The 25208-nt window shown below is 61.4% G+C and carries 22 protein-coding genes; 11 read left to right on the forward strand and 11 right to left on the reverse strand.

Translation table 11 applies throughout. From position 1 onward, the window contains the following. Positions 1 to 245: 245 nt before the first annotated feature. Entirely contained in the window at positions 246 to 1151 is a 906-nt protein-coding gene (gene kdgD / locus NA8A_RS22220; RefSeq protein ID WP_009452673.1) for a 5-dehydro-4-deoxyglucarate dehydratase, read from the reverse strand. A 136-nt stretch (positions 1152 to 1287) separates the two neighbouring features. On the opposite strand from kdgD, the gene NA8A_RS22225 reads away from it, so the two are divergent. The 9 genes from NA8A_RS22225 (at position 1288) to NA8A_RS22265 (ending at position 12306) form a co-directional block, all read left to right on the forward strand. Further along, complete coding sequence (locus NA8A_RS22225; RefSeq protein ID WP_009452674.1) at positions 1288 to 2814, forward strand: aldehyde dehydrogenase (NADP(+)); 1527 nt, start codon at positions 1288 to 1290, stop codon at positions 2812 to 2814. Between the two features lie 118 nt (positions 2815 to 2932). Beyond that, positions 2933 to 5017, forward strand: coding sequence for a hydantoinase/oxoprolinase family protein (locus NA8A_RS22230; protein ID WP_009452675.1), 2085 nt, complete (start codon positions 2933 to 2935; stop codon positions 5015 to 5017). Positions 5018 to 5030: 13 nt separating this feature from the next. Further along, the gene (locus NA8A_RS22235; protein WP_009452676.1) at positions 5031 to 6668 is read left to right on the forward strand and encodes a hydantoinase B/oxoprolinase family protein; all 1638 of its coding nucleotides are present in this window, start codon (positions 5031 to 5033) and stop codon (positions 6666 to 6668) included. A 36-nt stretch (positions 6669 to 6704) separates the two neighbouring features. Further along, the gene (locus tag NA8A_RS22240) at positions 6705 to 7916 is read left to right on the forward strand and encodes a pyridoxal phosphate-dependent aminotransferase (RefSeq protein WP_009452677.1); all 1212 of its coding nucleotides are present in this window, start codon (positions 6705 to 6707) and stop codon (positions 7914 to 7916) included. Next, positions 7913 to 8374, forward strand: coding sequence for a RidA family protein (locus NA8A_RS22245; RefSeq protein WP_009452678.1), 462 nt, complete (start codon positions 7913 to 7915; stop codon positions 8372 to 8374). Before NA8A_RS22240 ends, NA8A_RS22245 begins: the two co-directional genes overlap by 4 nt. Before the next feature lie 93 nt (positions 8375 to 8467). After that, positions 8468 to 9160: a FadR/GntR family transcriptional regulator gene (locus NA8A_RS22250; protein WP_009452679.1), complete on the forward strand. Its 693-nt coding sequence runs from the start codon at positions 8468 to 8470 to the stop codon at positions 9158 to 9160. Positions 9161 to 9456: 296 nt separating this feature from the next. Further along, positions 9457 to 10446 carry a TRAP transporter substrate-binding protein gene (locus tag NA8A_RS22255; protein WP_009452680.1) on the forward strand — a complete coding sequence of 330 codons (990 nt, stop codon included), beginning with the start codon at positions 9457 to 9459 and terminating at the stop codon, positions 10444 to 10446. 31 nt (positions 10447 to 10477) lie between these two features. Further along, on the forward strand, positions 10478 to 10996 hold the full coding sequence (locus NA8A_RS22260; RefSeq protein WP_009452681.1) for a TRAP transporter small permease: 519 nt from the start codon (positions 10478 to 10480) through the stop codon (positions 10994 to 10996). A gap of 8 nt (positions 10997 to 11004) precedes the next feature. Continuing rightward, complete coding sequence (locus tag NA8A_RS22265; protein WP_009452683.1) at positions 11005 to 12306, forward strand: TRAP transporter large permease; 1302 nt, start codon at positions 11005 to 11007, stop codon at positions 12304 to 12306. Positions 12307 to 12378: 72 nt separating this feature from the next. Here the strand turns inward: NA8A_RS22265 and NA8A_RS22270 are convergent, their stop codons facing one another. From NA8A_RS22270 to NA8A_RS22295, 6 genes are read right to left on the reverse strand one after another with little or no spacing between them, the layout of a single operon-like run. After that, positions 12379 to 13050, reverse strand: coding sequence for an RraA family protein (locus NA8A_RS22270; RefSeq protein ID WP_009452684.1), 672 nt, complete (start codon positions 13048 to 13050; stop codon positions 12379 to 12381). A gap of 10 nt (positions 13051 to 13060) precedes the next feature. Further along, complete coding sequence (locus NA8A_RS22275) at positions 13061 to 14695, reverse strand: ABC transporter ATP-binding protein (protein WP_009452685.1); 1635 nt, start codon at positions 14693 to 14695, stop codon at positions 13061 to 13063. Next, the gene (locus NA8A_RS22280) at positions 14692 to 15510 is read right to left on the reverse strand and encodes a creatininase family protein (RefSeq protein ID WP_240532845.1); all 819 of its coding nucleotides are present in this window, start codon (positions 15508 to 15510) and stop codon (positions 14692 to 14694) included. Before NA8A_RS22280 ends, NA8A_RS22275 begins: the two co-directional genes overlap by 4 nt. A 17-nt stretch (positions 15511 to 15527) precedes the next feature. Continuing rightward, positions 15528 to 17102: an ABC transporter substrate-binding protein gene (locus tag NA8A_RS22285; RefSeq protein ID WP_009452687.1), complete on the reverse strand. Its 1575-nt coding sequence runs from the start codon at positions 17100 to 17102 to the stop codon at positions 15528 to 15530. A gap of 30 nt (positions 17103 to 17132) precedes the next feature. Further along, a complete protein-coding gene (locus tag NA8A_RS22290) occupies positions 17133 to 17975 on the reverse strand; it encodes an ABC transporter permease (RefSeq protein WP_009452688.1) in 843 nt (280 codons plus the stop codon). After that, positions 17972 to 18892 carry an ABC transporter permease gene (locus tag NA8A_RS22295; RefSeq protein ID WP_009452689.1) on the reverse strand — a complete coding sequence of 307 codons (921 nt, stop codon included), beginning with the start codon at positions 18890 to 18892 and terminating at the stop codon, positions 17972 to 17974. The genes NA8A_RS22290 and NA8A_RS22295 overlap by 4 nt, the downstream gene beginning before the upstream one ends. 105 nt (positions 18893 to 18997) lie before the next feature. On the opposite strand from NA8A_RS22295, the gene NA8A_RS22300 reads away from it, so the two are divergent. Next, positions 18998 to 19963, forward strand: coding sequence for a LysR substrate-binding domain-containing protein (locus tag NA8A_RS22300; protein WP_009452690.1), 966 nt, complete (start codon positions 18998 to 19000; stop codon positions 19961 to 19963). Between the two features lie 52 nt (positions 19964 to 20015). On the opposite strand, the gene NA8A_RS22305 is transcribed toward NA8A_RS22300, so the two are convergent. The 3 genes from NA8A_RS22305 to NA8A_RS22315 all read right to left on the reverse strand — a co-directional run bounded on the left by NA8A_RS22305 (position 20016) and on the right by NA8A_RS22315 (position 23263). Next, complete coding sequence (locus NA8A_RS22305; RefSeq protein ID WP_143088146.1) at positions 20016 to 20975, reverse strand: 2-hydroxyacid dehydrogenase; 960 nt, start codon at positions 20973 to 20975, stop codon at positions 20016 to 20018. A 112-nt stretch (positions 20976 to 21087) separates the two neighbouring features. Next, positions 21088 to 22743 (reverse strand): gamma-glutamyltransferase, encoded by a 1656-nt coding sequence (gene ggt / locus NA8A_RS22310; protein ID WP_009452692.1) that lies wholly within the window; start codon positions 22741 to 22743, stop codon positions 21088 to 21090. 274 nt (positions 22744 to 23017) lie between these two features. Further along, a complete protein-coding gene (locus NA8A_RS22315) occupies positions 23018 to 23263 on the reverse strand; it encodes a DUF982 domain-containing protein (RefSeq protein ID WP_040673374.1) in 246 nt (81 codons plus the stop codon). A gap of 628 nt (positions 23264 to 23891) precedes the next feature. Here NA8A_RS22315 and NA8A_RS25330 point away from each other — a divergent pair. Beyond that, positions 23892 to 24605: a hypothetical protein gene (locus tag NA8A_RS25330; RefSeq protein WP_009452694.1), complete on the forward strand. Its 714-nt coding sequence runs from the start codon at positions 23892 to 23894 to the stop codon at positions 24603 to 24605. A 15-nt stretch (positions 24606 to 24620) separates the two neighbouring features. On the opposite strand, the gene NA8A_RS22325 is transcribed toward NA8A_RS25330, so the two are convergent. Then, a complete protein-coding gene (locus tag NA8A_RS22325) occupies positions 24621 to 25061 on the reverse strand; it encodes a hypothetical protein (protein ID WP_009452695.1) in 441 nt (146 codons plus the stop codon). Positions 25062 to 25208: the final 147 nt, after the last annotated feature.

The raw sequence follows: 25208 nt of genomic DNA on the forward strand, positions 1-25208 counted from the left end.
TCTCCCGCCACAGCGAAAATGGGTGCACCGGCTCTTTCATCCGCGTATTCCTTTCCCAGGTTTGCGGCATTCGATCCCGCACACAAAGTATCCGAGAGGCGGGACAACGCCAATGTCGTGATGTTGGCTTTGTGCAGTAAGATCGGGTCTTGTGGCGTGAAGGAAAGTCCCTGCCGAACGGAACAAGGGGCCTGCCGGTTCAGCCGGCAGGCCCCTTGCAGTCTGATGGATTTCGTTGAGGAGGCTCAGGCTTCCGCGATGGAGATAAGCTCCGCAAGCATGCGCTCTTCTTCAGCTGTCGGATCCGTGAGAGGCGCGCGAACCGGACCGGCATCAAAGCCCTTCAGTCGAACCCCTGCTTTGACCAGCGAAACGGCATAGCCCGGCGCCCGGTCGCGAAGCTTCATGAAGGGGAAGAAGAAGCGCTTCAGCAAGGCCTCGCACGTGGCCGTGTCGCCGCCACGCAGGGCCTTGTAGAACTCGACGCCCATTGCCGGCACGAAATTGAAGACAGCGGAGGAGTAGGTGGTGAAGCCGGCTGCAAGATAGGCTTCCGCAAAGAGTTCCGCCGTCGGCATGCCGCCGAGGTAGGTAAGGCGGTCGCCCATGGTGGCGGTAATCTGGCGCACGAGCCCCATTTCTCCGCTGCCGTCCTTGAAACCGATGAGGTTCGGGCAGGCTTCGCAAAGCCGCGCCACAGTGTCGGGCCTGAAGATGGAATTGTCCCGATTGTAGATCATCACGCCGATCGAAACCGCATCGCAAACGGCCTTGGTATGGGCATAGAGCCCTTCCTGCGACGCATCGATCAGATAGTGCGGGAGCAGCAGAATGCCGTCTGCGCCTGCCTCCTCGGCATCTCGGGCAATCGATGTCGCAAGGGCCGTGCCATAGCCACAACCTGCGACGATGGGGGTGTTGCCGGCAGCTTCCTTCGCGGTGCGCACGATGCCGGGAATTTCACGCGGGGCGAGGGAGAAGAATTCGCCGGTGCCTCCCGCCGCGAAAAGGCCTGCTGCCTCGAAGCCGGAAAGCCATTCCACATGCCTGGCATAGCTTTCGGCATTGAATGCGCCGTCTGCGCCGAAATGCGTCACAGGGAATGACAACAGGCCCGACGCCAGTCTTTCCTTCAGTGTGATCGGGTCCATGGATGCGCTCCTCATTGAAATATCTCTTTTCGCAGCTTCTAACGGCTATCAGATGAAAGTCAACAGTTGTATGATGTCTTATTTTATGTTGAGTTGTGAACGCACTGAATGAAGCCGGCACAACGGAGCACCCGACATGACGTATCACCCCCATGGCGATCATCTTATTGCGGGACGGCGGTGGAGCGGCACCGCACGTTTCGAAAGCCGGCCGGCTCACGGGCCGTCCTATGCCTTTGCCGACGGCGGGGTTGCGGAGGTGGATCGCGCGGTGCAGGCGGCTGAAGAGGCTTTCGCCATTTATGGACAGACGACGCGCGCGGCGCGTGCGAAGTTTCTGGAAGCCATTGCGGATGCCATCGAGTCCAGGGCCGGTGATCTGACACCCATGGTGATGGCTGAAACCGGCCTGCCTCAGGCTCGTGTGGAAGGAGAGCGTGGCCGCACGAGCGGACAGCTGCGCCTATTTGCCAGTCATATCAGGAAGGGGGAGTATCTGGATCGGCGCCTGGATGCCGCACTGCCCGAGAGGGTGCCGCCGCGTCCCGAACTACGCCTTTGCATGCGTCCGCTAGGTCCCGTGGCGGTCTTCGGCGCGTCAAACTTTCCGCTCGCCTTCTCGACGGCCGGAGGCGATACGGCCTCTGCGCTTGCAGCTGGTTGTCCTGTGATCGTGAAAGGGCACCCGGCGCATCCGGGAACCGGGGAGATCGTGGCGGAAGCAATTGAGGAGGCGCGCGTTGCCTGCGGCATGCCGGGCGGTGTGTTCAGCCTGGTGCAAAGTGCAAGCCGATCTGCCGGCGAGGCGCTGGCCGCCCATCCGTTGATCCGTGCGGTCGGTTTTACGGGCAGTCTTGGCGGAGGCCGCGCGCTTTTCGATCTCTGCGCCCGTCGTGAAGAGCCCATTCCCTTTTTCGGGGAATTGGGATCGGTCAACCCGGTTTTCGTGCTCGATGATGCGCTCGCTACTCGCGGCGTAGGGATCGCGCGCGATTGGGCCGCGTCGCTCATCATGGGTGTCGGCCAGTTCTGTACGAATCCCGGGCTTCTGGTCTTGCAAGATGGGGAGGCTGCCGAAGCTTTCATTTCCGAGGTAGTGATCGCGCTTTCGCAAATCTCGGCCCAGACGATGCTCACGCCGGAGATCGCGGCCTCCTTCCAGGCGGGCGTTGAAATGCTGGCGGCAAATGGCGGCGATGTCGTCTGCCGGGTTGGCGGGGCGTCTGCCCGCCAGGCTGCGCCTGCGCTTTTGAGAACGGACGCACGGCGTTTCCTGGCGGAGCCGCGTCTGGCCGAGGAGGTTTTCGGTCCGCTTGGGCTGATCGTGACTGTTTCTTCCGCCGATGAACGAAAAACGCTTGCCGAAGGGTTGCGGGGGCAGCTCACCTGTACGCTTCAGATCGAGGCCGGAGACATCGAGGAAGCTAAGGCCTTGATGCCTGTTCTGGAGCGCAAGGCGGGCCGCTTGCTGGTCAACGGTTTTCCGACCGGCGTCGAGGTCTGCGACGCCATGGTTCACGGCGGCCCGTATCCCGCTTCGACGAATTTTGGCGCGACAAGCGTAGGCACGCTGGCAATCAGACGCTTCCTGCGGCCCGTCTGTTATCAGAACATGCCCGAAGCGCTGCTGCCGGAGGATGCACGTGGCGAACTCCGAAAGTGAGGTAATCATACATCATATCTCTTGACATTCTTTTCCAGTATGTTGTCATACAAGTTATAAGCAGGCCGAGCGCGACTGGATCGGTGAAGAAGACACGCAAGCGGGAGACCCGGCGAAAATGACGAAGGACGGCAAGCAGATCAGGGTGGGGGCCGACATCGGTGGAACCTTTACCGATGTTGCCATGGAAATTGGCGAGGCCATGCACTCGGCAAAGGTGCTCACCAACTATTCGGCTCCCGAACAGGGCATCGTCGATGGTGTCCGGCTGGTGGCGGAACGCGCCGGCGTGGACCTGTCGCAGATCGACACCATCATCCACGGCACCACGCTTGCAACCAATGCGTTGATCGAGCGGCGCGGCGCACGCACCGCCTTCATCACCACAAAGGGGTTCCGCGATGTGATCGAGATGAGAACCGAAAACCGGTTCGAACAATACGATCTCGATATCGTCCTTCCTGCGCCGCTCGTTCCACGCAACGAACGTTTCGTTCTGGATGAGCGGATCGATGCTCATGGCCGGGTGTTGAAGGAAATCGAGGACGCGGAACTAGAAGCGCTGGTCGATACCGTCCTCGGCGGTGGCTTCGAAAGCGTGGCCATCGGTCTCATCCATTCCTATGTCAATGGCGAGCATGAGCGCCGGGTTCGGGATGCTCTTCTGGCGCGCAAGCCGGATCTCTTTGTCTCCATCTCCAGCGAAGTCTCCCCGCAGATGCGCGAGTTCCAGCGCTTTAACACGGTTTGCGCAAATGCCTATGTGAAACCGCTGATGGCCTCTTATCTGCGCCGCTTGACGGACAGCCTGCAGGCGGCAGGCACGACCTGTCCGGTTTTCATGATCCATTCCGGCGGCGGTATCATCAGCGTGGAGAGCGCCATTGAGTTCCCGGTTCGCCTGCTGGAATCCGGTCCTGCGGGCGGTGCCATCTTCGCTGCCCACATCGCCAGACAACACGGTCTGGAGCGCGTGCTTTCCTATGATATGGGCGGCACGACGGCCAAGATTTGCCTGATCGACAATCAGGTGCCCAAGACAGCCAAGACCTTCGAGGTCGCGCGCACCTATCGCTTCAAGAAGGGCAGCGGCATGCCCATCTCCATTCCCGTGATCGAGATGGTCGAGATCGGTGCCGGCGGTGGTTCCATCGCCGCTGTCGACGCCATGCGCCAGATCCGGGTGGGGCCCCATAGTGCGGGTTCGGAACCGGGCCCGGCCTGCTACGGTCGCGGCGGCGACAGCCCGACGGTCACGGATGCGGATCTGCTGCTCGGCAAGCTTGCTGCGGAAGGTTTCGCCGGCGGTTCCATGACCCTCGACATCGATGCCGCAACGGGTGCGATCGAGCGCGATCTTGCAAGCCCGCTTGCCATCGACGGCGCGACGGCCGCCTTCGGCCTGTGCGAGGTGGTCGACGAGAACATGAGCAATGCAGCGCGCATGCACGCTGTCGAGAACGGGATGGAACTGGCCGATTACACCATGATCGCGTTCGGTGGTGCCGCGCCCCTCCATGCGGGGCGCCTTTGCGAAAAGCTGGGCATCGATGAACTGCTGGTTCCACCAGGTGCCGGTGTCGGCTCGGCCATCGGGTTCCTGCGTGCACCCTTCGGTTTTGAATCCGTCAGAAGCGCTTTCCTGCGTCTCAGCGCCTTCGATGCCGGCAAGGTGAACGCCGTACTCAAGGAGCTCACCGAGGAGGCGACATCCTTCGTGCGTTCCGGCGCACCCGATTCCGTGCCCACGCTCGAATGCACGGCCTATATGCGCTATGCTGGCCAGGGCTGGGAAGTGCCGGTGCCCGTCGAGGTTCGCGACTATGCCACGGGTGAGGTCGATGTTTTTCGCAAGGGTTTCGAAGACGTCTATGAACAGCTCTTCGGTCGCCTGATCGACAAGCTCGATATCGAGATCGTCAGCTGGTCGCTGCGTGCGAGCTCCGAGGCGTATCCTGCTCCGCGTGTTGCCCGGATGGAACCGAAGCGTCAATTGGCTCCTGCCGAAAAGCGCAACATGTTCGAGGCGAAGACCGCCGGCTTTGTGACCGCTAACGTCGTCTCCCGCGCTGAGATGGTGCCCGGCGACTGCATTGCCGGTCCCGCCGTCATCACCGAAAACGAAACCACGACGATCATCACGGATGGACAGGAAGCGATCTTCCAGGCGGACGGATGTCTGCTCGTCCGGTCGAAAGCCTGAAGGGAGAAAAGCCATGACCGCAAATTCGCTCTCCGATGTCCGCATGCAGGTGATGTGGAACCGTCTGATCTCGGTCGTCGAGGAACAGGCCGTCACATTGATCCGCACGGCCTTCAGCACCAGCGTTCGTGAATCGGGCGACCTGTCCGCCGGCGTCTTCAATCGCGGCGGCAAGATGATTGCCCAAGCCGTCACCGGCACTCCAGGCCATGTCAATGCGATGGCCGAGGCGGTAGGACATTTCATCAACGATATCGGCCCCGACAATATCTTCGAAGGCGATGTCTACATCACCAACGATCCCTGGAAGGGCACCGGGCACCTGCTCGATATCACCATGGTGACGCCGTCCTTCCGCAACGGTTCGCTGGTCGGTTTCTTCGCCTGCACGGCCCATGTCGTGGATGTCGGGGGCAGGGGCTTTGGCCCGGATGCCAACGAGGTCTACGAGGAAGGCATCTTCATCCCGATCATGAAGTTCGTGGAGCGCGGCAACGTCAACCGAGACCTCGTCAACATCCTGCGCAACAATGTTCGCGAAGCCGATCAGGTGGTGGGCGACATCTTCTCGCTGGCAGCCTGCAACGAGACCGGCCACCGCCGTCTCATGGACATGATGGAGGAGTTCGGCCTCGATGATCTGGAGGAACTCGCCGACTTCGTGTTCGACCGCAGCTACAATGCGACGCTTGAGCGGATCGCAGCGCTTCCCAAAGGTTCCTACGATAACGTCATGCGGGTCGACGGTTATGGAAGCCCGGTCGACATCGCGGTTCGCATCGATGTGCGTGACGATCATATCCTGGCGGATTTCGATGGCACATCGGGCCCCAGTCCGCTCGGTATCAACGTGCCGATGATCTATTCCAAGGCTTATGCCTGTTACGGCCTCAAATGTGCGCTGGCGCCCGATATTCCGAACAATCATGGTTCTCTGGCGCCTTTCCTCTTCGAAGCGCCGGAGGGCTGCATCCTCAATGCCAAGCGTCCGGCGCCGGTCGCGGTACGCCATGTTCTGGGCCATTTCATTCCCGACGCGGTGCTTGGCGCCGTGCACAAGATGCTGCCGGGACGCGTACCGGCGGAAGGCTCCGGTGCCCTGTGGAACCTGCATGTCAGCGCGCGGCCCCTGCAGGGCAATCGCGCTCCGGCCGATGGCGGGCGAAGGGCCGAAGTGCTCTTGTTCAACAGCGGAGGGGCAGGAGCACGCGCGAGCCTCGACGGCCTCAGTGCGACGGCTTTCCCAAGCGGGGTGCATTCCATGTCCATCGAGGCAACGGAGCATGTCGGTCCTGTGATCTTCTGGCGCAAGGAACTGCGGGAAGGGTCCGGCGGTGCAGGCCAGTATCGCGGTGGCCTCGGACAGGTCGTCGAGATTGGAGCTGCCGAAGGGCATGAATTCCATTTCAATGCCATGTTCGACCGGATCGACCATCCGGCGCGGGGCCGCGACGGCGGTTACGATGGCGAGCCCGGCTCCGTGACGCTCGATGACGGAACGCGTTTGGCTTCGAAGGGGCGACAGCACGTCCCGCCCGAGCGGCGGCTCGTGCTCAGCCTCCCCGGTGGCGGTGGCTTCGGTACGCCTGAAAAGCGCTCTCCGGAAGCGGCGGCGCGCGACCGGGCTTTCGGTTACGTCTTGGACAAGTGATACCGGCGCTCGGCGTGGATTGATGGAGAAAATGCGATGAACTATGAGGCTGAGCGTGCAAGGCGCATCAAGCTCTCGCCGGCCATGGCCGTTTCCGTCCGGGCGCGGGAGTTGAGGGCCGGCGGGGCCGATATCATCGACCTCAGCGTCGGCGAACCGGACTTCGACACCCCGCCCCATATTCTCGAGGCGGCTGCCGACGCCATGCGCTCCGGCCAGACCCATTATACTGCGGCTGACGGAACGCCCGAATTGAAGGAGGCGATCGTCGAGAAGTTCCGGCGCGAGAATGGGCTGGAATTCTCGCGCCAGCAGGTTTCGGCCGGAAACGGCGCAAAACAGATCATCTTCAACGCTCTGATGGCGACCTTGGAAGCCGGCGATGAGGTTCTGGTTCCTGCGCCCTATTGGGTCTCCTACACCGACATGGCGCTCCTGGTAGGCGGCATTCCGCGTTTGGTGGAATGCCCGATAGAGGCCGACTTCAAGCTGACGGCGCAGCAGCTTGACGCGGCGATCACGCCCGCGACGCGCTGGCTCTTTCTCAATTCGCCGGGCAATCCGTCCGGGGCTGCCTACTCCAGTGCCGAGCTTCAAGCGTTGGGCGAGGTGCTTCGGCGTCATCCCCGGGTTCTGGTTCTCTCGGATGAGATTTATGAGCACATCCGTCACGACGGGGCAGAGGCGCCATCGTTTCTGTCTGCTTGCCCGGATCTGCGCGAGCGGACCGTAATCGTAAACGGGGTCTCGAAGGCCTATGCGATGACAGGCTGGCGGATCGGCTATGCGGCCGGCCCCACGGAACTCATCAAGGTCATGGCCAAGATCCAGTCGCAGAGCACATCCAATCCCTGCTCCATTTCGCAGGCTGCGGCAGTGGCTGCGCTCATTGGTCCGCAGGATTTCGTGCAGGAAGCGGCTGCCGAATACACGGCCCGTCGCGATCTCGTAATTGAGGGGCTTTCAGGCATTCCGGGCCTGAAACTGCGCAAGCCTGAAGGAGCATTCTACGCCTTCGTGGAATGCAAGGGCTTGATCGGAAAGCGCCTTCCCGGGCACAAACCGCTTGAAAGCGATGCGGATATCGCTGAATTCCTTCTGGAGACCGCTGGCATCGCGGTTGTTCCGGGAGCCGCGTTCGGCCTGTCGCCTTATATTCGCCTGTCCTTCGCGGCTGCACGGCCGCTTCTCACCTCTGCCTGCAAGCGCCTTGCCGAAGCGGTGTTGGCACTGGAGGGTGGTCGATGAGCCCATATGACCGGCTAGCCGCCATGGGGCTGGAATTGCCTCCTGTCCGCAAGGCTGCGGGTGCCTATGTGCCGGCCCGGCTTGCAGGAGGCCTCATGTTCCTTTCGGGTCGCGGCGGAGCCGGGGCCGATGGCAAGGTGGTGTCGGGTCGTGTGGGCGAAACGGTCTCGACCGCGGAAGCGCACGAGCATGCTCGCTCGGCCGGTCTGCAATTGCTGGCGGCGGCCCATGTGGAGCTCGGCGATCTTGCCCGCATAAAGGCTGTGGTGAAACTGCTCGGCATGGTGAATGCCGTGCCCGGATATCGCGAGCACCCGAAGGTGATCGACGGGTGTTCGGAGCTTTTCCTGTCGGTTCTGGGCGAGGCCGGGCGGCATGCACGCAGCGCGGTCGGGGTAGGGTCGCTGCCGCACGACATGACTGTCGAGGTCGAAGCCATCCTGCTTGTTGATGCCTGAATGGAAGCTGTCTCACGCGGCTGCAAGCGCTGGTATGAGTATGTGGTCTGTTATATGATGCCCAACATGTAAAGCACTCCAGAAGGAATCGTGATGCTCGGGAGACGGGAAAGCCTTTCATCGCAGCTCAAGAAGCAGATTCTGCAGAAGATCGACGACAAGGTTTATCTTCCCGGCGAACGCATTCCTTCCGAGAGCGATCTGTGCGCGGAATTCGGCGTCAGCCGCACCGTGGTGCGCGAGGCGGTGGCATCGCTGCGGGCGGATGGCGTGCTGAAGTCGCGCCAGGGCATTGGTGTTTTCGTGGATGATGCACCGCGGCTGCAGCCGTTCGAGATTTCGCCCATTCCCGACGATGCCGTGCAGGAGATTCTGCATATTCTCGAATTGCGCCTGAGTGTGGAACTTGAAGCCGCGGCCATGGCCGCGGAGCGCCGCAGCCAGGCGCAGCTCGAACAGATCGCCAATGCCCTCGAAAAGCTCCGCGCCGAAGGCAACGGCCAGAGTGGGCCGATGGATTTCGACTTTCATCTCGCCATCGCCCGGGCAACGAACAATCCCTATTTCGAGAAGTTCCTGACCTTTCTGGGGCCGCAGATCATTCCACGGCTGCGGATCAACGCCATAGGCTCCGGAGCGCAGTCCGGTGCGTATCATGACAAGCTTCAGGAAGAGCATCACGCCATTCTGGATGCCATCGAGAAGAAGGATTCCGCCGGCGCGCGCGATGCGATGCGCAGGCATCTTTCCGGCAGCCTGACACGCTATCGTCAGTCGGCGGCATAGCGGTCCCCGTCCAAGCATGGCTGGTCGGTCGTTGTCGCAGGGGCTGCCCTTGATCCCGCGGGTATAAGCACCGGCAGGGCGTTGTTTTGTTTGTGGTGGCTTGTCTGTCCGCCGACGCTCAAACCCGCAGAAGAATCATCAAAAACGTACGTTTTTCGAGTTTCGGCCTTTTAGCCTTTTGACACATATGACAACATATGACAGTCTACAGACATAACGAGAGGCAAGCCAATTGCCCGCGCGCTGAACGAGAACGGCTCGATGGCGCCAGACAAACCAAAAGATGGAGAACAAGAATGTCCCTGAAGCGTCTACTTCGCGTTGTGGCCCTGGCGTCCGTCACGGTCGCTTCCGCTGGCTCGGCTTTTGCGGCAACCCAATGGACGATGGCATCGGGCTATCCGGAGAGCAGTTTTTTCACGAAGAACATCCGCAAATTCATCGAAGCGGTTGAGGAACGTACCAAGGGCGAGCTCAAGATCGACCTGCGTTCGAACGACAGCCTCATCAAGCTCGACAACATCAAGCGCGCCGTTCAGTCCGGTCAGGTGCAGATCGGTGAAATCCGCATGGGTGTTTATGGCAATGAGCAGGAAATGTTCAATCTGGACAATATCCCTGGTGTCGTGCCGACCTTCGACAAGTCCTGGAAATTGATGGAGGCTCAGAAGCCCTATTACGACCAGTGGTTTGGCCGCAATGGCATGCGCGTCATCACATATGTGGCATGGCCGGGGCAGGGGTTCTTCACCAAGGAACCTATCGGATCGCTGGACGACCTGAAGGGCGTCAAGCTGCGCATCTATTCCCAGCAGACCCAGATCATGGGCGAAAAACTCGGCACGGAAGCGATTATCCTTCCCTTTGCCGAAGTCCCGCAGGCATTCGCGACCGGTATGATCCAAGCTCTCTGGACGAGTGCGCAGTCGGGCACCGACGTTCAGGTCTGGGATTATCTGAAGGTCTTCACCTACACCGGCACGATGCACAACAAGAACGCGGTCATCGTCAATGAACGCGCTTTGCGTGGGTTGCCCGAGGACGTTCGCCAGATCGTTATCGAGGAAGGCGAGGCTGCTACGGCACGCGGTTGGGAGATGGCAAAGGAAGCCAGCAAGGAACGTGAGGATATTCTCAAGGAGCACGGCATGGCGCTGAATGAAGCGCCGAAAGATGTGCTCGACCGTATCGACGAGATCGGCAAGGAGATGGTGCAGGATTGGATGACGCGCGCCTCCGACGAGGAAAAGGCCGTCTACGAGGCTTATCAGGCTTCGCTCGACTGATCCGTCAATCCCGGTAAAGGAGAATCGGCTCATGATCCGACGTGTCTTGGACAGCCTCTATGAGGCGGCTGGCTATCTGGCAGCAATATTCCTGATCGGTATCGGTGTGACGATCATCGTCCAGGTGGTGGCCCGCGCCATGTCGGTTACCGTCGACTCCACGGAGGCGGCCGGGCTTTGCCTGGCCGCCGCGACCTTCTTCGGTCTTGCGCATACCTTCCGCCATGGCGGGCACGTGCGGATCACGCTCGTGATCGATCATCTGCCGGCGGGGCCGAAGAGGCTTTTCGAGATATTCAATTGCATCGTCGCCGGCGCGGCGATTTGCTTTCTCGCCTGGCACATCATCGCCCTGACATTCCAGTCTTACAGCTATCACGATGTCAGCCCCGGCCTTCTTGCCATGCCGTTCTGGATACCGCAGGCGGGCGTTTCGGCAGGTGTGGTGCTCTTCGCCATCGCGATCCTGGACGATCTGGCGAAGGTGCTTCTGGGGAGAGCGCCGAGCTACGATGCCGACGTGCATCCTGAAGACATCCACGCGGAGTAGGCTTCTTCATGGACATGACCTTCATATCCGCCATCGTTCTGGCAATTCTGATTTTCGGCTTTTTGGCGGCAGGCGTCTGGGTTTCGGTTACGCTTCTGGCAGCCGGCATGCTGATGATGGGGCTTTTCACCTCTGCGCCGACCGGCTCGCTCATTGCTTCCACCCTGTGGGACAGCAGCTGGGGCTGGGCCCTGACATCTTTGCCGCTGTTCGTATGGATGGGAGAAATTCTCTTCCGCTCAAACCTTTCCGCCAACATGTTCAAGGGCCTGTCTCCGCTGGTGGGGCGGCTGCCGGGCGGCCTGCTCCACGTGAACATATTGGGCTGTGGCGTTCTGGCGGCGATCACCGGTTCATCTGCAGTCACCTGCGCTACCATAGGCCGCATGACGGTTCCGGAACTCTCCAAGCGCGACTATCCCACCAACATGACAGTGGGAACGCTGGCGGGATCGGGCACTCTGGGCCTTCTCATTCCGCCCTCGATCATCATGATCGTCTATGGCGTGACGGCGGAGCAATCGATCGGCCGCCTGTTCATTGCCGGCGTTCTTCCGGGTATTCTGCTGATTGTCCTGTTCATGGGCTATACGTCCCTTTGGAGCCTTCTCAATCGCGACAGAATGCCAAAGCGTGACAAGGCTCCGGATTTCCGCGCGAAGCTGGAAGGACTGCGCAACCTGTTGCCGGCCGTCGGCCTGATCGCATTGGTGATCGGGTCGATCTACGGTGGATTTGCAACGCCGACCGAGGCCGCGGTGATCGGTGTCATCGGCGCGCTGATCCTGTCTGCCCTCAGCGGAACCCTGAACCGGGCAAACTTCATGCAGGGCGTCATGGCGGCCGTACGCACCTCCTGCATGATCTCCTTCATCATCGCCTGTGCGGCCTGTCTGTCGATTGCCGTCGCCTTCGTGGATTTGCCTCGCGAACTTGCAACCTGGGTGGATGGACTCAACCTCTCGCCCTACGCGTTGCTTTTCGTCCTGGCGATACTGATCCTCATTCTGGGCTGTTTCCTCGAAGGCATCTCGATCATCGTGCTGACATCTTCTGTGATGTTGCCGATGGTGCAGACGGCAGGCGTCGATCTGGTCTGGTTCGGCATCTTCATCACGATCCTCATCGAGGCGGCGCAGATTACACCGCCCGTAGGCTTCAACCTGTTCGTGATGCAGAGTGTTACAGGCGAGAACATCCTGACGGTGGCAAAGGCCACCTTTCCGTTCTTCCTGTTGTTGATGGCGCTGCTTGCGATGATCACGGCATTTCCGGAGATCGTGCTCTGGCTGCCGAAATTCATGAACTGACATGAACCTGCAAGGGGCTTTCGCCCCTTGCTCGCATGCGGGGAAACAGCGTTCTCCGGCGTCGCCGTCGGGTTACTCCAATGCGGCGGCGACCATTTTGCTGGCGCCTGAAAGGTCGCCAAGCTTTTCCCCGGCCTCGATGCGGCCCCGGTTCCGGTTCGCACGGGCCTGACGTTGCGCGCCCTCGACGAGCACTTCCTGTGCTTCGTCCGGCGGTAAAACCAGAACGCCGCAATTGTCGAGCATCACGACATCGCCCGGCATCACCGGCACGTTGCCGCAGGACACCGGCTTGTTGAGACTGCCACCAAGGTCGTTAAGGCGTGTGGTGATGCCTGAAATACCGGTGCAGAAAACGGGCAGGCCGACCTCGATGATTTCCTCCGCATCGGTGCAGGGACCGTCGAGCACGACCGCTATTGCACCTGCCACCTTCGCGGCGAAGGCCACGCCGCCGCCAAGGCAGGCATGGCGGGTATCGCCAAGCCGGTCGATCACCAGGACGTCACCTGGCCTGATCGCCGAGATCGCATGGTGCAGAAGTGTCGAATCCGTCCCCGGAATGGCGACTGTCACGGCGGTTCCAACCAGAGTGCCATGGATCGGGGCGATGGGGCGCAGCCGGTGGCTGACAAAACCGCGATGCCGGAAATGCCCGATCGTGGCCACTTCCACTGCGCCGAAACCCTCGATGAGGGAAGCGTCGATGCGGGAGGGTTCGGCGCCGATATGATATTTCTTCATGGAAGCTCCTTCATGATCCCGCATTGCCGGTGCGGCTCGCGGGGGAAATCAGCCTGCCGCTTCCCGGCACCGCCGCAAGAAGCTCGCGCGTATAGTTTTCGCGGGGATGGGCAAAAAGTTCGGCTGGCTCTTCCTGTTCCACGATGCGGCCCTGGCGCATCACCGCGATGCGGTCGCAGATGCGCGAAGCCACCCGCAGGTCATGGGTGATGAAAAGCAGGCCGAACTGAAGCCGCTCCTGCATTTCCGCCAGAAGGTCGAGAATCTGTGCCTGAACCGAAACGTCGAGCGCCGACACGCTCTCGTCGGCGATCAGCAGCTGAGGCTCCACCGCCAGTGCTCTGGCGATGCAGATGCGCTGGCGCTGGCCACCGGAAAATTCATGCGGAAAACGTGCCGCCGCCGACCGGTCGAGACCGACGGCTTCAAGAAGATCGAGCGCCCGTTCCTTGGCTTTCGCGCGCGACAGGCCGTGGATGATCGGGCCTTCGGCAATAGCGTTTCCCGCCGTCTGCCGTGGGTCGAGTGCGGTGTAAGGGTCCTGGAAGACGATCTGCACCCGCTGGCGCGCGGCGCGCAACGCAGCTCCCTGCAAGCCGGAAAATGTCTCGCCGGAAATCACCAGATCGCCCTGGTCCGGCTCCACCAGACGGATGACGCATTGCGCCAATGTCGATTTGCCCGACCCGCTTTCACCCACCAGCCCGACTGTTTCGCCGCGCCTGATCGTCAGGTCGACATTGTCCACGGCCCGCACCTCACGGGTGGTTCCCAGAACCGTCCGGCTGGTGAAAAGCTTGGCAACGCCGCTCGCTTTCAGAACCGTCTCTGTGAGACCTGAGCGAGCGTGGCGCGGCTCCAGCTTCGGCACGGCGGCGAGGAGTTTTTGAGTGTATTCGGCTTTGGGATGCGCCAGAACCTCTGCTGCGGGGCCGATCTCCACCAGCCGACCCTGCCGCATGACGGCCACCCGGTCGGCGATTTCGGCAACGACGCCGAAATCATGGGTGATGAACAGGATGCCGGTTCCGTGCTTTTCGCGCAGGTCGAGCATCAGCTTGAGAATCTGCGCCTGCGTGGTGACATCGAGCGCGGTCGTCGGTTCGTCCGCGATCAGCAACGAAGGATCGAGCGCAAGTGCTGAGGCAATCATCACCCGCTGGCACTGGCCGCCGGACAGCTGGTGCGGATAGGCGTTGAAGATCTCCTCGGGATTGGGCAGCCGCACCTCGCGAAACAGGTCGATGACGCGGGCCTTGATGGCGTCAGGGCGCAGGTCGGTGTGCAGCTTGAAGGTCTCGGAAACTTGCTTGCCGACGGTATAGATGGGGTTCAGGGCGGCAATCGGCTCCTGGAAGATCATGGCCAGCCGGCTGCCGGCCATTTTCCGGCGTGTCGATGCGGGCAACGTCAAAAGGTCCGTGCCCTCGAACGAAACCTGCCCGCTGGCGCGCGGCAGGTTTGGGGGCAGGAGCCCCATCGTGGCCATGGCCGTCAGCGATTTGCCCGAGCCGGTTTCCCCGACGATGCAGAGTATCTCTCCCTTCGCCAGTGAGAAGGAGAGATCCTCCACCGCATAGGCGCGGTCCGCGCCGGCAGGCAGCGGAACGAAGAGATTGCGGATATCCAGCAGGGGCGCTGTCATCCCCTTGCTCCGGGTGCTTCAGCCGCAAAGGGCCGGCGTGGATCGCAAAGACGCATATGCTCGACGAAACGTGCGACAGTACCGGTGACGTGCTCGAAGATGCGCCGCCCGGCCTCGGCGGAGGCCAGTCCGGCATTTCCCCCGAGCATTCCGTCGGCGTTCACCTCATCCGCATTGAGCGGCAGGTTGACCTGCATGCCCTCGAAGCGCACTCCCGCCGTCGAGGACCCGGGCAGGCCGAAGGCCGGGCTAGGGGCCGAAGGACGCATCAGATCGGTCCGCATCTTGTCGGGATAGAGATAAAGACCGAGAGAGGTCAGAGGGTCCGCGCCATGGCCCCGCGCATTCGCAGCCTCTGTGCCGTAAAGTTCGTTCCACAACTCAGCGGGAATGGAACGCCACAGGTCGATGGAAGCCACCGCCACGCCGCGTTCGCGCCGCAGCTTGCGCTGCACCTGGTCGATCAGGGTGGTATTTGTCGTATGGCCGTTGAGAACGATCAGGCGTTCGATGCCATGGTCGAGAAACGACACCAGCATGTCTTCGACCAACGCAGTGAAGGTGGGGGCGCGAAGCTGGATCCCTCCGGGAAAACCCCGGAAGAACTCCGCATAGCCGAAGGGCAGGCAGGGGGCCGCGATGGCACCCGAAAGCTCTGCCGATTTCACCGCGACCGCATCGGCAATCGCATAATCGCCCATGGGCGCATGCGGGCCTTGCTCCTCCTGGCTGCCGAAGGGCAGGAGGATGACCGTTTCGGGGGAAAGACGGTCGCGGAACTCCGCGACCGTCATGTCTTTCAGGGCGTGTTTCAACTCTCGCCTTTCCGCGATCAGAGGGCCATGTAATCGCCGAACATCCGCATCTCGCCATCCGGACGCGGCACGAACTCGATGTCGGAGCGGTGCGCCCAGTTGTAGACGCTCTTCCACAGGTAGTAGCCGGGCGTAACGTCCTGCCATGCCTGCGAAAGCTTGAGATAGGCCGCGCGCCTGCTTTCGAAATCGGTCGCCTCCTCGAAGACCTTGCCGGCAGCGAGATATTCGGGCGTCGGGTCCCAGGTCTTCCAGTGCGCGGTGGCGCGGCTGGAGGTCGGGCCCCAGTCGAGCCACAGCGGCTGATAGGGATCTCCGGGAATGAAGTCTGTCGACATCGACATGTTCATCATGTGGTAGGGCCGCGTGTAGACGAGCTGGAAATTGTCCAGAATGACCGCCTGCACATTGACGCCGACCTGGCGCCACATCTCCACCATGATCTCGGCCGCCGCCTCGTAATTGGGATAGAAGGAGCGCGTGATGTGCCAGCGCAGCGTCTCTCCCTTGTAACGCGACTTCTCGATCAGGGCGCGGGCCGCCGCCGGATCGTAAGGCAGCGGGTTCTTCATGTCCGGATCGTAGAACTTGCCGTATTCGGGGAAGTTGAACGGCACCGCCGGATGGAAGGTCGTGTCGCCGAACAGGGCCTGCACGATCGAATCCATATCGATTGCCTGAACCATGCCCTTGCGCAGGTTCACGTCCACCAGCGGGTTGTCTTCCGGATCGGGCCGGGTGTTGAACGCGAAAGCCGGATAATTGCCCGCGAGCGCTCGGGCAAGCGTGACGTTGTCATAGCTTGCGAGCTGGGCTTCCTGATCGGTCGGGATATTGGCGATGAAATCGAACTCGCCCGAAACGAGGCCGGCCATACGGCCGGCGAATTCCGGCACGATCTTCCAGATCACCTTTTCGGCAGGCGGGGGGCCTTCCCAGTAATCGTCGAAGGCTTCCATCTCCAGCACCTCGCCCGAGCGGAAGGTGGTGACACGGTACGGGCCGGTGCCGATGGGCGCTTGGCCGAACGCATCGACGCCGACATCGAGATAGTGCTTTTTGGGAACGACGAAACCGATATAGCCGGTGAGCTTGCCCGGAATATGCGGGTCTTCGCGCTCCGTTTCGATCTCAAGCGTCAGGTCGTCGATGGCCTCGACGCGCACGAAGCCTGCCGTGAAGGTCTTGCCGCGCGGCTCGAAAGGTTTCTCGCCCCATAGACGCTCGGGCCCGAGCGTGAAGGCTACGTCCTCGGCCGTCATCGTCTCGCCGTTGTGGAACTTAACGCCTTCGCGCAGTTTCAGCGTCCACACCTTGCCGTTCTGCGTCCATTCGGTGGCGAGGCCGGGTTTCAGGATCAGGCCTTCCTTGTCGCCGATATAGTCGCGCTCGACCAGATGCGAGTAGATATTGGGAAAGAAGCGGCGCGTGGTGGTGGAGATGCCGTTGATCGTGTTGATGTTGGCCCACAGATTGTCCACCGCCACGGTGATGGTGGGGCGGTTCTGTGCGAACGCCCGCGTGGTCGGTGAAGCAAGCGCGTAAAGCCCTGCGCCGAGCGAGTATTTTCCGAAAGTCCGTCTGGTAATCATCTGCCTGATTCCTTCCTTTCGAGAGTGGGTTCAGCTTTTTCTGGTCTTGAGCATCGGGTCGAGCCGGTCGCGGAGCGCATCCCCCAGGATCGACATCGAGAGTGTAATCACGAAGATGAGCACGCCCGGCCAAACGGAAATCCACCAGGCGGTGGAGAGATAGTCGCGCCCATCGCCAAGGATCTGGCCAAGGCTGGTGTTCGGCGGCTGGATGCCCAGTCCGAGAAACGACAGCGAGGTTTCCAGAAGAATGATCTGCGGGAAGGTCAGCGTCACCTGCACGATGAGCGCTGCCGCGACATTCGGCAGGATGTGCTTGACGTAGAGTTGCAGGGGATGTGCGCCGAGGGCCACCACCGCCCGCGCATAAGGCTGCGAGGATGCGGACAAGACCACGCCGCGCGCAAGCCGCGCATAGGTCTCCCAGCCGAACAGCCCCATCAGGATGACGAACAGCGTCATCGAATTGCCGAAGAAGGCGAGAAGCGTCAGCGCTATGAGGATGAAGGGCAGGGATGCCTGGAAGTCGACGATCATCATGAGCGTCTCTTCCACCCAGCCGCGGAAATGAGCGGCGATAAACCCGATCAGCGTGCCGAAGACGGCGCCGATGAGTGTGCCGGCCAGCGCGACCGAAAGCGACATCTGCAAGCCCGCGACCAGCCGGGCCACCATGTCGCGCCCGATGCGGTCGGTGCCGAGCGGATATTTTTCCGGTCCGCCGAGGAAAGCTGGAGGCTTGAGCCGGTTGAGCAGATCCTGGCTCGTCACCGCATGTCCTGTGAAGACATTGCCCAGGAGCGCGACGATCAGCACCGCCACCAGAACCAGCGCTGCAAGAATGACGATGATGGATGGACGGCTCTTCATCATGCCCCCTTGCGGATGCGCGGATCGAGGAGACCATAGGTCAGGTCGACGATGAGGTTGGCAAGCACCATCGTGGTCGCGATCACCAGAACCAGCCCCTGTACCAGCGCGAGGTCGCGCTGCGAGACCGCGGTCACCAGCAGTCGTCCGACCCCGGGCCAGGCAAAGACTGTTTCCACCACGATAGCGCCCGCGATGAGCTGTCCGAGATTGAGGCCGATAATGGTGACGATGGGGATCGCGGCATTGGGAAGGGCGTGGAAGAGAATGCGCTTGATGGCGGGCACCCCCTTTGCGGCGGCGGCGCGCATATAGGGCTTCTCCAGAACCTCGAGCATTGCCGAGCGGGTGAAGCGGGCCAAGGTGCCGGCGGTGAAGGTGCCGAGCGTGATCGCCGGCATGATGAAATGCCAGATCGTGCCCGTTCCCGATGAGGGCAGAACCTGCAGGATCAGCGAAAAGAACAGGATCATCAGGATGCCGAGGAAGAAGTTCGGCAACGCGAAGCCGAACACGGCGAATGCCATGATGGCCCGGTCGATGAAGCTGCCCCTGCGCAGGGCAGCCAGGATGCCTGCCGGAATGCCGATCAGTGCGGCCATCAGATAGGCGGCAAGGCCGAGGCTCAGCGTGGCTGGAACGCGCTCGAAGATGATATCGATCACCGGTCTGTGGTCGCGCAGCGAATCGCCGAACTGTCCGGTCGCCATCTGGGCGACATATTGCAGATATTGAACGAAAAGCGGTTGGTCGAGGCCCCATTGCTGGCGGAACTGCTCGATCTCATCGGGCATCGCATCGCCGCCCAGCAGCGCCACCACCGGGTCGCCGGACGTCCGCAGCACGATGAATGTGAAGGTGACGACGAGCCAGAGCGTCAGGACCGTACGCAGAAATTTGATCAGCCAGAACCGAGTCATATCGTGTCAGAAACGCATCCGCTAAGCACCGTCGGAACGAAAACGAAGCATGACAATTTTTTTAGATCAATTGGCAAATCACCGATTATTTGATATGTTTTTCATATGAATAACGGTGTCGATCTTCGCCATTTGCGCTACTTCCTGTGCCTTGCGGAGGAGCTTCATTTCGGAAAGGCGGCGGAGCGGCTAGGCATCGCCCAGGCGCCGCTCAGCCAGCAGATACGGCTCATGGAAGACCGGCTTGGGGTCTCTCTGTTTCACCGCACGACCAGGCGCACGCGCCTGACGTCGGCTGGCCAGACGCTGATGCTTCATGCGCGCGAGATTCTCGACGCTGCCGACCGGGCGGTGGCGCATACGCGGGCCATGTCGAGCGAGACGACCGGACGTCTGAGCGTTGCCGGCGTCAATGTCGCCCTCACGCATGTCCTTCCGCCGATCCTGGCGGAGTTTCGCAAGTTACGGCCGGCTGTCATTGTCGACGTCATTCAACTCGGAACGGGCGAGCAGCTGCGGACGCTGGAGACGGGCGAAATCAACGTGGCTTTCATCCGTTCGACCGAGCGTGCGGCATTCATGCAGGTCGAAACGATTTTGAGCGAGGGTTTCATCGCTGCCTTGCCGCGCGGCCACAGGCTGGCGCAGAAGGATGAGATCGCGTTGAGCGACTTCATGGGGGAAGCGCTGATCGGATATGCGCCGATCCTCGGGGCGAACTACGTCACCATCATGATGACCGCTTTGCGGAAAGCGGGTCTGCAGGCGCGTGTCGTTCGGGAATGCACGCACACCATGTCGGTCGCGACCCAGGTCGCCTCCGGGCTCGGAGTGGCGATCATGCCGTCGTGGATCGCCAATATCCGTTCTCCCTATCTGGAATTTCGACCGATCCCGGAATTGCCGCGCGCTATCGATCTGGTGGTCGCCTGGCCGAATGGAGATGGTTCGCCGCTCGTGCGCGATTTCATCGACACGACGCGGCGCGTGGCCAGGCAACTGGCGAAGGACCACGTGCTTGATCCGCAACTGGGAAGCGCCGCATTTGATGCAGCCCTCCCGGTTGCTTGAGGATCTGGCCAGAACTGAGTTTCGGTTTCTCCTGTGCGAGCGGCGCTTCGTTCTAAACCAGAACGTCGATCTCCAGCGGTTCCTCGCCGTCCAGAACGGCCTTCAGATTGCCGATCATCCGGGTGATGGAGGGAACGAAGGCGTCCGAAGAGATGGCCCCCACATGGGGCGTGACGATGACCCGGTCGAGCCCTATCAGCGGGTTGTCCGCCGGCACGGGTTCCGTTGCGAAGACGTCGACCCCGGCACCGCGCAAGCGTCCCTCGCGAACGGCCTCGGCAACATCCTCCTCCACCATGACGCCGCCACGAGCGGCATTGACGAGGATGGCGTCCGCCTTCATCAGCGCGAGCGTTTCGCGATTGATCATGTTGCGTGTCGATGCGTTGAGCTCGCAATTGAGCGTCACGACGTCGGAGGTGCGCAGGAGGTCTTGCAGCGATACGAAGCGAATGCCGAGTTCGGCCTCCTCCGCGGAATCGAGCGGGCTACGCTTGGTGTAGAGGATGGTGCAGCCGAACCCGCCAAGAAGCCGGACCAACGCCTTGCCGATATAGCCCATGCCGACAATGCCCACCGTCTTGCCCGAAAGGCGCATCGAGCTGGGCGATAAGTCGCCCTTGAGCCATTTTCCGTCCAGAATGCCGACATGTCCGCGCACGATGTTGCGGTTGAGGGCAAGGATGAGGCCGAGCGTGGTTTCGGCCACGGCCACAGCGTTCGAGCCAGTGGTGCGCATCACGCGCACCCCATGTTTCCTGGCGGCTTCCAGGTCGATATTGTCGTAGCCCACACCCCATTTATGGATGGCGCGCAGGCCTTCCGTCGCCATCATTTGCGCCGTCACGCTCACATCGCCCGTAATCCCGAAGGAGGCCCCGGTCAGCGCTGCGATCTGGTCCTGCGGAGTGCGTGAGGCGGCGGTTGAAATGTCCCACCCCTCGGGCAGGAAGGGGCGGATACGCTCCAGCCGGTCGGGGCTGGAAGGGTCGAGCATCACCAATCGTGTCATCGTGCCTCTGCCGTAGATCGGTCCACCGCTTCACCGAAACGCCGTACCGTTCTATCTCCTTGTTTTTGTGTTCATGCAGACGTCGGGTAAGCCTGTCTGACTATAATACGCGCTAGATATGGAAGCGGACGCCGGGGCGGGCAAGCCCGCCGCTCTGCGCCATCACTGTGCCGTCCGCGCGCCAGCAGGCGGCGCCGGTCTTCATGCCATCTTCGCAAAAGGCGATGGCGTTCATGCCGCCGCCCACCGTCTTGACGAGGCGGACTTCGTAACCCCGCGCCGCAAGTGCTGCTTCCATGGGCGCATAGGCGGGTTCGAGCTCGATATGGTGTCCTTCGGTCCACAGGCGCGGCGCCTCCACCGCCTGTTGGATATCCATGCCGTGATCGATCAGGTTGACGATGGCCTGCATGGCGGAGGGGAAGATGCGCACGCCGCCGGGCAGTCCGAGCGCGAAGGCGGGCTTACCATCCTTCAGCACGATCATCGGCGCCATCGAGGTTGGCACGCGTTTTCCCGGAGCGATGGACATGGCCTTGCCCGGCCTGGGGTCGTAATTGAGCATGTAATTGTTGGGAATGATGCCCGTGCCGGGCACCATGATACGGGCGCCGAACAGACCGTTGATCGTGTGCGTCGCGGCCACCACATTGCCGTCCCGGTCAGCGACCGTGACATGCGTCGTGTCCCGGCTTTCATAAGGGGCGTGCCCGGAGACGGCCGTTTGGTTCATCCGTTCGAGGCATGCGCGGGCATATTCCTTCGAAGTGTAGCGTTCGACGGGAACTTCTATGAACTCCGGGTCGCCGGAGGCAGCGCGCCGGTCCTCGAATGCAATGCGTATCGTCTCGGCAAGAAGGGCGAGCGATTGCACACTGCCGAAGCCCATCCGCGCGACGTCGAAATTCTCAAGTATGTTCAGCATCTCCACCACATGCACGCCCGACGAGGCCGGAGGGGGAGGGCCAGCTATGGTGTGACCGCGATAGGTTCCAAAGATGGCTTCGCGTTCCATGGCGCGATAGGAAACGAGATCGTCAAGCGTCAGAACGCCCGCCTCCGGTCCGCCCGTCTGCAGCCTTTCGACAAGAGCCTCTCCGAGCGCGCCGCCGTGAAGCGCGGCGGCCCCTTCCACCTGCACCAGCCGAAGGCTTTCCGCATAGGCCCCCATTTCCATGCGGCTACCGGGTTCGGCAGGATTGCCGCCCGGCAGCATCAATCGCGCAATTTCGGGATCCGCCGCAAGGTCGGCCTGGTGTTCGCGAATGGCGCCGTTCAGGTAATGGCTGACGGTGAAGCCGCGGGCGGCCGCGCGGATCGCGGGCTCGACCACATCGGCAAAGGGCAGCTTGCCGTATTTCTCCTGCATCAGGCACCAGCCGCGCAGGTTGCCGGGCACCGCGACGGCTGACGGGCCGACAAGATTGCGCCGGTCGACGGTGTCCATATATTGACCGGGCATATCGGAGACGGGCGCGAACATGGTGGGGTGCATCGCCGCGCCCGCGCTCGACAAAGCGTCGATCACGACGTGCCGCCCATCCGCCAGGCGGATATGCGAAACGCCGCCACCGGCAATACCGACCATCATCGGCTCGACGACGGTCAGGGTCAGCAACGCCGCCACTGCGGCGTCTATCGCATTCCCGCCTGCCGCCAGCATTTCGTTGCCGGCTGCCGTGCCCATGGGCGAATTCGTGACCACGACGCTGAGGGCCCCTGAGGCCGGTTGCTTCTCGCATGTGAAGGGAAATTCTTTGTCGCTCAATGCACTCTCCAGGCTTCACGAGGATGTGTATCGCCCATCTGAATTGCCCGGTTGCACCAGGGTGGTTCGACCGGATGTCATGGGGATAAGATCCTGAGGCTGCAGGCTTGAAAACGAAGCCTTGGAAAACACGATTATCGCAGCCTGGAATTCAAAAAATCAATGGCTCAGTACGCAGCTTTGTTTCCTGCCATGAAAACGGCCACCCGAAAATTTCGCGGCAAACCACGACGGGCGACGCGCCTCCAGATCATAAGGGCACTTGGTGCTGATCCTAGTTCGAGAGCACGCGGGCTTCCAGAGCAGCGTCGAGGAAAGCCAGCATTGCCGCTTCACCTGTCGCTCGTCCGTCCATTGCGCGCCGGCAAATGATCAACGCATTCCGATGCTTGTCGCTGCCGGTCTGCCGCCAATGGCTTTCGAGCAATTCAATGGCCTGTTTGGCATTCGATACGTAATGAATATCGCCCGTAATATCCTCGGCAATCGGTACGGGTTTGGAAAACCAACCTTCGGTCATGATCAGACCTCCCGAGTGTTTGCGAAGGCCATGATACCACAGACATTTCGCGATGCGCGTTTCCATCACCGAATGTTGAAGTCCACAATGCGCGCCATTTGCGGCGAGGATGCTGCGATGTCGAGGCGTTGCTGAGGTTGAAAGAAACGATCGGTTGATGGCCGTCAATGATCATTATGTAGTTAATGGTTAATTCTCTCTTATCCGCAAGATCAAGAAAATTCCAAGGAACATGTTGGCGCCATGGGGAAGTCCCATGGCGGGGAAATATTCGACGGAATTTTCCTCTGAATTCTTGAGACGGTCATATAGGGAGGCTTGGCCTGGAACTGGCCTTGTAAATAGATGAAAATTTTGAAGAGAAAAACTATAGCCGCGCTGGCAGGCGTTGCTATATTTGGATTTACATTACCTTCGCACAGCCAAATATTTACGACACCGGAATGGCGGCAACGGGCGGAAGATGCCTGTCAGGCTGCACTGGCGAAGGGAACATTGGACGCGTTGCAACAATTCCGGCGTCAATATTGGCGCGCTCTCACCATCTGCAATGTACGGGCATCAACATCTCTGGTGAACGATCCGGACGGTGGCGACGGTGATAGTCCGTCGTTCGGCCCGAATAACAATGGAGGAGGCGGCGGCGGCGGTAGTGGCGGTGGTGGCCACGGCGGCGGTCACGGTCACGGCGGTGGCCATGGTGGTGGCGGCCACGGTGGTGGCGGCGGCCACGGCGGTGGCGGTGGCCATGGTGGTGGCGGTGGCCATGGTGGTGGCGGCCACGGTGGCGGCGGCGGCCACGGCGGTGGTGAAGGTCACGGTGGTGGCGGCGGTCATGGTGGCGGCGGTGGCCAAGGTGGTGGCGGCGGTCATGGTGGCGGCGGTGGCCAAGGTGGTGGCGGCGGTCATGGTGGCGGCGGTGGCCAAGGTGGTGGCGGCGGTCATGGTGGCGGCGGTGGCCAAGGTGGTGGCGGCGGTCATGGTGGCGGCGGTGGCCAAGGTGGTGGCGGCGGTCATGGTGGCGGCGGTGGCCAAGGTGGTGGCGGCGGTCATGGTGGCGGCGGTGGCCAAGGTGGTGGCGGCGGTCATGGTGGCGGCGGTGGCCAAGGTGGTGGCGGCGGTCATGGTGGCGGCGGTGGCCAAGGTGGTGGCGGCGGTCATGGTGGCGGCGGTGGCCAAGGTGGCGGCGGCGGTCATGGTGGCGGCGGCGGCCAAGGTGGCGGCGGAGGCCACGGCGGTGGTGGCGGCCACGGTGGCGCGAATTGATCCGGAAACTGGATCAATCGTTCAAATGCAAGGAGGCGCGCCCTTCGGGGCGCGTCTTATCGGGTGTACTGGATAGTTTAGGAACGTCAGGTCAAGTTTTGCAGACGTCGACGAAGAGGCGCGCATATTCGTAGTCCATTACGATAAGCCGGCTGGACAAGCCGCCCTTGCTCGTAATCCACTCGCGCACCCAGCCAGGATAGGATGCCAGCATGAAGTTCTTGGCAACCCGATTGCCTTCGCGATTCCCGCCGAAGGGAAGATGGAAACCGAAGCGAGCACCGGACTCCACACAGATTTGCGAAGCTGGCAGGGACAGAAACAATGTGCAGGCTGAATCGCATCGCCCGATGACCTGCACCTGTCTACCTTGCCTTGTGAACTCCTTCACGCGCAGCATGTAGTCGACTACATGACCGCCGGGGTCATTGCGAACACGCAGGGCCGAACTCGCATTCGCCTCCTGTGCAGGCAGCGCCAGAACATGAATGAAAACAGTCAGGACAGCAAGGATGCGAAAAAACGCAAGCATCAATAGCCTCACCTCGTAAGGGCTTTAGTGTGCAGCGAAAAAATTAATCAATCGCTACTGCAGGGGCGTCGCAGTTCAAGTCGAGACCTTCTGGTTCGGCGAGAAGGCAGCCTTGCATACCAGCGTGGGAGATTGGGCGACGGCGCG

It is taken from the genome of Nitratireductor indicus C115 (genome assembly GCF_000300515.1).
Lineage (GTDB): Bacteria > Pseudomonadota > Alphaproteobacteria > Rhizobiales > Rhizobiaceae > Nitratireductor > Nitratireductor indicus.